This is a genomic window from Candidatus Ruminimicrobium bovinum, from assembly GCF_902760015.1.
GTDB classification, from domain to species: Bacteria; Elusimicrobiota; Endomicrobiia; order Endomicrobiales; family Endomicrobiaceae; genus Ruminimicrobium; species Ruminimicrobium bovinum.
In genome coordinates this window covers 1-8,970 of record NZ_CACWEU010000137.1, presented here as the reverse complement: position 1 = coordinate 8,970, position 8,970 = coordinate 1, and the positions used below count along the sequence as shown (strand labels likewise).

At 28.4% G+C, this 8,970-nt stretch carries 3 protein-coding genes; all 3 read right to left on the bottom strand.

Translation table 11 applies throughout. The features are described from left to right. On the bottom strand, window positions 1–661 hold a 661-nt coding region (gene lgt / locus ACMUOV_RS04875; protein WP_413853985.1), incomplete at its 3' end, for a prolipoprotein diacylglyceryl transferase. A gap of 48 nt (window positions 662–709) precedes the next feature. Continuing rightward, window positions 710–1,801 (bottom strand): redox-regulated ATPase YchF, encoded by a 1,092-nt coding sequence (gene ychF, locus ACMUOV_RS04870; protein ID WP_413853984.1) that lies wholly within the window; start codon window positions 1,799–1,801, stop codon window positions 710–712. 110 nt (window positions 1,802–1,911) lie between these two features. After that, window positions 1,912–8,943 carry a PEP/pyruvate-binding domain-containing protein gene (locus ACMUOV_RS04865; RefSeq protein ID WP_413853983.1) on the bottom strand — a complete coding sequence of 2,344 codons (7,032 nt, stop codon included), beginning with the start codon at window positions 8,941–8,943 and terminating at the stop codon, window positions 1,912–1,914. Window positions 8,944–8,970: the final 27 nt, after the last annotated feature.

The window sequence follows — 8,970 nt, the reverse complement described above, 5'->3', positions numbered from 1 at the left end:
ATATTACTTGAGCGACAGACAAACCTAAAATAAAAATACCTCTATCGTCTCCTCTTAAAAATTCAACAAAAAATCTCAATAACGAATAAAAAAACAAATATAAAACAAAAATTTGTCCGTTCTTATGTTTTGATTTATTAAATCTATGGAGTAAAATAAAAATTATTAAATTACCGAATGCTTCAAATAATTGTGTAGGATACCTGTTATCTATTGAAAGAAAAAAATCACATTCTTTTCCGTAACAACATCCGGAAAAGAAACAACCTAACCTGCCGAAAACATGCCCGAGAGCAATAGCCGGAGCAAAAGTATCAAGTACTTTTTTTATGTTAATGTGTTTTTTATATAAATACCAAATACCAAAAATTAACGAACTTATAAAACCGCCGTAATATACAAGCCCGCCTTTCCAAATTTGAATAATTTCAACCGGATGTTTTATAAAATAATTCATTTCGGTAAGAACATAAAACAGTCGTGCTCCTAAAATACCGAAAACAATTAAATAAAAAAACAAATCGTATATTTGATTTTTTGAAATATTTGCTATTTTAGAATTTAAAACGACATACTGCATTGCAACAAAAAAACCTGTCGCAATACAAATACCGTAAGTATAAACGGTAAAACCGCAAATAGTAAACAGTTCGGGATACATTTTTATATTATACTAAATTTACACGTATATTTAATGGAAACTACAATGTTAAACATTGAATTTGAATTCAATAATATCACCGTCTTTTACAATATAATCTTTACCTTCGCTTCTTAAAAGGCCGGCTTCTTTTACCGCTTTTTGACTGCCGAGTTTAAATATATCATCATAAGCCATTACTTCAGCCCTTATAAAACCTCTTTCAAAATCTGTATGTATTACACCTGCCGCCTGCGGTGCTAAAAAACCTTTTTTAATAGTCCATGCTCTGCATTCATCTTCACCTGCGGTCAAATATGTTATAAGTCCCAATAAAGCATAACTTGCTTTAACCAATCTGTTTAAACCCGGTTCGGATAAACCTAAATCCTTCAAAAAAGTTTCCTGATCCTGTTGTGACAGCTCCGAAAGTTCGGCTTCTATTTTTGCACATATAGGAATTGCCTGTGCACCTTCGGCTGCGGCTCTTTCCTGCACCATTTTTGTAAATTTATTTTCCATAGATGGCAAATCGTCCTCTGCAACATTACATGCATAGATAACCGGTTTTGCCGTTATTAGAAAGAAATTTTTTAATATTAGTTTTTCTTCATCGGTAACTGTTAATGTTCTTACGGGAAGCCCTTTATCCAAATGTTCCTTTACTTTATCTGCCAATTCTTTTTCCGCTAAAATTTTAGGATTTCTTGATTTTATATCTTTTTGTAATTTTTCTAATTTTTTATTTATTGTTTCCATATCGGCAAGCATAAGTTCGGTTTCAATAATATCTATATCTCTTAAGGGGGATATAGCACCTTCAACATGTGTAATATCTTTATTTTCAAAACAACGAACTACATGAACAATTGCGGATGTTTCCCTGATATGTGCTAAAAATTGGTTGCCCAAACCTTCACCTTTTGAAGCACCTTTTACAAGCCCGGCAATATCGACAAAATCTATTGTGGCATAAACTTTTCTTTTGGAATTGTATAATTTTTCCAAAAAATCAAGCCGCTTGTCAGGAACTGCAACTACACCTACATTAGGTTCAATTGTGCAAAAGGGATAATTGGCACATTCGGCACCTGCTTTTGTTATTGCATTAAACAATGTTGATTTACCTACATTGGGAAGCCCTACAATACCTAATTTCATATTTTTATCCTTTAAAAAAATTATTCATAATTTTTAGCTGATGAGCTGCGTCGTTGGACGTAAAGCTAAAGCAGCTGATAAATGTAACTGCAAACTTTTTGAAACAAATTTTATGCCGCTTTAAGAATATTTATTGTATTTCTTGAATTCTTAAAATCGTCAATATCATTTCTGTCTATTTCCAAATTATCAACGGGAACAGGCGGAATAATTTCCAATTTTCCCGAAGCTATATTATTAAATATCGGTATATGTCTATTAACTTTTCCTCTTACAACAATATCGTTATTTACTCTGTCTTGTATTCTCACTAATATATTATTTTTATCTTCATTATTAAAATTATCGCCACTTACAACAAATGTAATTTGATTATATTTTTTATCAAATTCAACTAAAACCGGAACTGCTTTATTTCTATATTCTACATAAAATAATTCTTCACCGCTTTTTATTTTATCAAATTTAATATCGGCTTGTTGCTCTTTTCCGACATTATTAAATTTTGTATCGGCTCTTCTTTGCAATATATTTAATTTCCCTTTTTTATCAAAGGCAAATTCGGTATCTATGGGATAACCTGCATTTTCCTCCAAAACACCTATTATTTCATTTAGTTTTTTTATTTGTTCCGGCATTAATATCGTTTCAATTTCAGGATATCTTTTTTCCCCGGTTACGGGGTTAACTTCAATTTCATCCGGATTTACAGTTCCGTCGACAACCTTATCACCTAAACCTTCCGTTACGTTTATAAGTAAATATCCTTGCTCGTTTCGGCTAAATGCCACACCGGCATAAGAAGGAATAACCATCTCTTGAATTAATACTGCAGGTTGAATAAATTGACCGCTGTTTATCATATACTCTATTGCTTCTTTACTATAAAAAGATTTCCAAACGTTTTTTATTTCTTTTATTACATCACTTCCTTTAACATTCAAAACACTTTCTCCCATACCGGCAAAAGCATATTCCCTGCCGTCTTCACCTATTCCCGAAGAACGAACGGAATAATATTTATTTTTATCTATATCTTCTAATATCAATTTTTCAATTTCTTCATTTTCACTTTTTTCTATAATACCAATTATTTCCGTTCTTAAATTTTCAGTTTCCATATTTTTTTTATTCTCTATTATATCTTTAAGTTTGTTATTTAAATCAATATATTTTTTCCCGCAATATTCATTAGTAACATTTTTACTTAAACCCAAACCGTTTGGAACTGTTACATCGTAATCTTTAAGTTCCGTTTTTACCTTCGCAAGTTCAACCGTTTTACCGCCGAACCTGTTTTTTTGATTTGCCTTGATATTATCCAAATTTACAATGTCTTTATCTTTACCGAATTGTTCTTTTTCTTCTGAAACAAACTCTTCTTTATTATCTTGCTGTTGAGAAAATTCAATTATGTTATCAAATATATTATTTTTTTCTTCTTCAACTTTATTTAAAAAGTCCGAATCAAGTTCATCCGTTTCATACCCTGATTTTGTTATATTATCAAATAAATTAAAAAATAATATTTCCGCAATTTGTCCGCTTACAACTTTGGAAATTATACGTATTTGTCCGATTATTTCATTTTGCCAATATTCTTTATTTTCTTCTCTTAAATATTTTGTATACTCTTTTAACTCTTCCTTTTTATTATTTAAATTATCGGTATCTCCAAGTTTTACTATAAAACCGTTTTTGGCAGACATGAAAATTTTATCATCTTGCCTTATCTTTATTATACTTTCACCGTTAGTATTATAATTTATAAATTCAACATATTTGCCGTTTTCATCCTGTTCCCATTTACAATTATTCAATCTTAAAGACGGTTTTCCTAATTCCCTCGTCGTTATTGCGGCATGGCTTAACATTCCACCGGAAGTTGTTAAAACTCCACCGGATTTTTCAATTGCATCGTAATCGTTCGGTGTTGTAAATTCTTTAAATAAAGCAGTATTTTCATCAATATTTTCGGTATCAAATGAAATTTTAAGAACTTTATATTCTTCTTTTCCTTCACAAGCGGTTTGTCCGTTTATCAAATTCAATTCATTTTCTATTTTTATTATTTTGTTCAAATTATATTTATTTATTTTTATTTTATTTATATTTTTTATATCTTTTACTTTATAACCTTCTTGTTCCAATATTTTCTTTAACTCTTCACCGGTTAATGTTTTTCGTCCGGAAGAAGTTACAAGTTCCGCCTGAGCATATTCGGTTTGATAAGTATTTTTGTTAAAAATTTCTTTTATATAAAGATAATCTCCGTTTAATAACTTAATTCTACCTCCTCTTACTCTTGTTCCATAATATTTCATTTCATGCGGAATATCGTTTATTATTTCCGCACTAATTAAACAATCGTATCCCTGTATATTAAAAATATTCATAAAATTGTCAATTAAATTATAATTTTTATTTTTTATAAGTTTTCCTTCGGAATCAAATATTATCCTGCCTTCAATAAATGCCTGTTCAATAGGTTTGTTAAAATATTCATCTATATCTTTCATAAAGAAATTTTTGCTTGCATTTCCATTGGGAACATAAACCATCTCTCCGTTAAGCACATCTTCGGGGATCTGTTCCAAACCTAAATTTTTAAGAATATTATTAAGGTAATTTTTAAACTCTTTTATTCTATCCATTCTTGGTCTTTCCATATAAGAAGGAATTTCACTGACAATCTTTGAAACACGATAATTATAATTAAACGGCATATCTCCTTTAAGGAAAACATCCGCATATCCATCTATTTGCCCTTCAACTCTTTCCTTTTTTTTATCTTCACTTTCATATTCATTTGGAAAGTCGTAAGGGGAAGATAGCGGAGAATATACTCGTTCCAATTTAATATCCATATTTATTGAATATTCAAACAATTTAATAACTTCGGCAGCCAGTTTCGGCAAATCAATTTGATCGTTGATTCCGGAATTATCGCCGAGAGAAACTCTTATTCCGTAAATACCGTCTTCAACATGTAAATCATCATCATCATTATTCTTAATATCATCAAATCCTAAATTTTTCAAAACTTTCATAAAATAATTTATTCTCCATTCGTTACTTAAATCATCTCCGCCTTCATTGTAATATATATTTATACCTCTGCCTTCCGTTCCGAAATTAAAAATAATATCAACACTGTGCGCCAAAAGTATCTTTGACCAAACAATCATATCATCTTTAAAGATTAAATCTACGTTATGTTTATCCAATGACAAATATTTCATCAGTTGATATATTTCAGGATTTATATTTTCATTCGTTGATAAATTATCCGCTTTTATTACCGTTCCTTTATGCTCGGATTTTATTAAATTATTACTATCCGAATTTTTATCAATATTTTTTATATTTATTTTAAAATCTTCCATAGCTGTTTGATGAACTACATTTATCAATGAATTTAAATTTTCTTTTTCTATTTTACCTTCTTTAATATCTTTCTCAATTTTTTCCAAAGATTTGCCGCAATTTTTTGCATCATCTTCATTTATTTTACTCATACAATCTATCATTTTTTTCAAATATTCAATTGCAACATTAAAGTTTCCTTCATCAAGCGCCTGCAATGCTTTGCTGTTATGTTCAAGCAATAATTTTACAATATCAAACATTTCCGCCAATTTTTCTTGTTCTTTTTCTTTAACGGATTTGAAATTATAAGTTTTAACAAAAGTCGGTGCCTTTTGTTTTAATTTAAATTCTTCGTTTCTAACGTTTCCCGATACTAAAGGCGTAATGTTAAATTCGTAATCATATTTTAGTTTTGCAGCGTCAACAAATCTTATTTCGGAAATTTTTATATCATAATTTTGTTCCATTTTTGCTTTATCATAAGAATAATCCTGATAATAGTAGAATGCATTCCAATCGTATAAATTTTCTACATAAGAATAATTTTTTATTAAAATATAATTCATATTGTTTTGTGTATAAAAATTATTTAATTCATCTATTGAAACGATATCGTCAATATCAATATATTCATACATAACCGAATATATCTCACCAAGCGCAACAGCTGCCGATTTTTTCAATTCTTCGTCGGTAGAACTATTATACCTTTTGGTTATTTTTTTTATTATATCTTCGGTAAAAGAAGAATAACCTTTTCCTTTTTCACTTTTAAAATAAAAATAATGGCACATATAACCAATATCCAAATGTGCACAATTATCAACTATTAAATTTTTTATTTCATCACTCACATTATTGGTATTTAATTCCAATCTGTATTCATATTGTTCCGTTTCTTTTAAAGATTTGAATAATAATTTCAACGTATCTTCGTTTAAAACTATATCATTAAATATTTCATTTGCAGATGCCATATAATATTTGGGAGCAACTGCTTGAAACTTTTCTAAAACTTTAATTGCATCTTTTTTTCTTTTATTATCTTCTTTTCCGTAAGGGGAATGTCCGTTATATACATTTTTAGCTATTTCAACTATATACTCATCACTTCTATTAAATATAACTTCCGTATTTTGTACACCATTCATTAATAATTCTACAATATTATAAAAAGGAATTTTTTTATTTTCAGCATTATCATTAATATAACGATTATCTTTTGCAGAATAGGATTCAAGCGCAAATTTCTTAAAAAATTCAAAAATTTTGTCATTAAATTTTATTTTTTGTTTAATTGCTACATTATAAACAGGAATTATTGCATCAATTAAATCAATTGTATCTTTTACTGATATGTTACCGTTATCTATTCCGTTATTTATTTTACTCGGCAAATAATGTAATTCGTCAAACACAACATTTATATTTATTTCATTTACGTTATTATTATCTTTATTAAAATCTTCTAAATTTGTTTTTATTTTTTTAATTGTTTTATATAATTGTTCATCTGTTTTCTTTTTATCAATATTTTTAAAGGCTTTTATGAATTCCACTGTAACTTGCTTCAATGTTTTTCTTAAATCTTCTCTTTGTTTTTTATTTTCATCATTATCGGGATAATGTTTTGCAATACCGTTATAAAAAAATTTTGCTCCGTCATATCCTGCCGCTCTTATTCTTCTAAAATTAAGATCCATATCTTTTATTAAACCTGTTTTATATGCCATGTAAAGTATATTTTGTGCATCTTCTCGTTTTTGTTTTTGTTGTTTCTCATTAAAATCACTGCTTTTTTGTTCAATATATAATCTCACAACTAAATTTGCTACTTTTACTCTAAGCCCGTTATCCAACCCGGATGCTTTATCGTCTATTTCCTTTTTCCAAATTTCTATTCTGTTTAAAAATTTTTCAATACCTTCTTTTTCAACATCTCTTTCATAAATTTGCTCTATATCAAATTTGGGTTCATTTGTAAGATCGTAAGGAATATAGTCATCATCATAATTTATAATAGTTGCTGCAGGAATTTTATCCGTTTTGGTTGATATATAATTATAAATTGAATGCGTAATTGAAGCTAAAGCAAATACAATTAACGGATAGCCCGGTAATAAAATATTCGTTACCAAAAATACGGAAGAAAAAATAAAACCGGTTCCCGCCAATTTGATTATATCCGATAAACTTCTTATTTCTGCAGATGAATCAATAAATTTATTTATAATTTCATCTGCAACCCTATGAGATACGGCAAAACCGACAACCGATATTGTCCAAAAAATTAACGGATTTGTTGCAAATAAAATAAAAGGTATTACAATAAACAATAATGTTTCAATTGCAGGAGCAAAAACAGTTGTCCAATATTCATATAAATTTGTCGTTTTATTTGAAAACAAATTATCAAAAATTGAAGCAGCTTTATCAATATAACTTTTACTTTCCCGGACTTTATATTCTTGTATTTTTATATCATCTTCATTTGTGTTTAATATTGTTATAGGGCGAACCTGTAATATATATATTATTCCGTCTTTTATTGTCCATTCAACATCTACAGGATAACCGTACTCATATTCCAAAAATTTAATAATTTTCATCAAACTCGAAATTTCTTTATCACTTAAAGCCCTTGATTTTGCTTTTATTTCGTCTTCTATTATTTTTATTTCGGTTCCGTTTTTATTTTGTTGCGGAAGCATTTGTAAATTTTTATTTACATTATTGTAGTTTATTGTCTGCCCGTTATTTATATTTACTTCTATTTCATCTGCCGGAACAGTATTACTTACAATTCCTTCGCCTAAGCCATACCCGGCACTGATATCGGAATAACCGTTTCTGTTTCTGCTAAATACTATTCCTGAAACTTCTCCGGTTATAAAGGGTTGCAGCATTATACAAGGTTGTACTCTTTTTTTATTATTTGCCATATATTTTACCGGAGTTTCCAAATAAAAAGATTTCCAGGAATCTATAACGGAATCAATAATATTTTCTTTTGTAACATTCAAATTTGTTTTTCCCATACCGGCAAAACTTTGCCCTTCATCTTCACCGATACCTGAAGAACGAACTGCATAAACAATTTCATTATCAAACCGTTCTATTTCTTTTTCCAAAACATTTCTGTTACTTATATTGTTTTTTATCAAACCGACTATTTCTTTTGAAGTTTTTTTAGCATTATCGTCTTTTCCGTTTTCAATTTCTTCATTAAGTTTTTTATTTAATTGTTTATATTCTTCTTTAGCATTATCGTTAAGCACAGCTATCAAAGTATCTTCACTTATACCGTAAGCAACAGGAACTTTTATATTATTAATTTTTGATTTTTTTATAAACCGTGATGTTATTGCGGTATTAATGAATTTTGCACCGTATTTTATAAAATCTTCAATAACTGATTTTTCATTGGAACTTTTAACGGTTGTTATATTTGTTTTGTCTATGGAATTGATAATATCTTTTTTCAAAGCATCTGTTTTATTTTTTAACTTTTCTAAATTATCATTCTCATATTTTGTTTGTAAATACGGAATTAAAGTTTCTATTTTCCTAAGTTTTATTATAAATTCTGTTTTTTGAGCATCCGTAGCATCATCAACTAAATTTAACATTTCATTAACTACACTTAATTGTGTTGTTATAAAATTATTCAATCCTGCTAAAACCTGCGTTCTGTAAACTGTATACTTATCAACTAAACCGTTATTTATGTTGCTTATATTTCCAATTTTTTTATCTGTTTCTTTTACCAACATATATTTAACTATAATATTATCGGTATT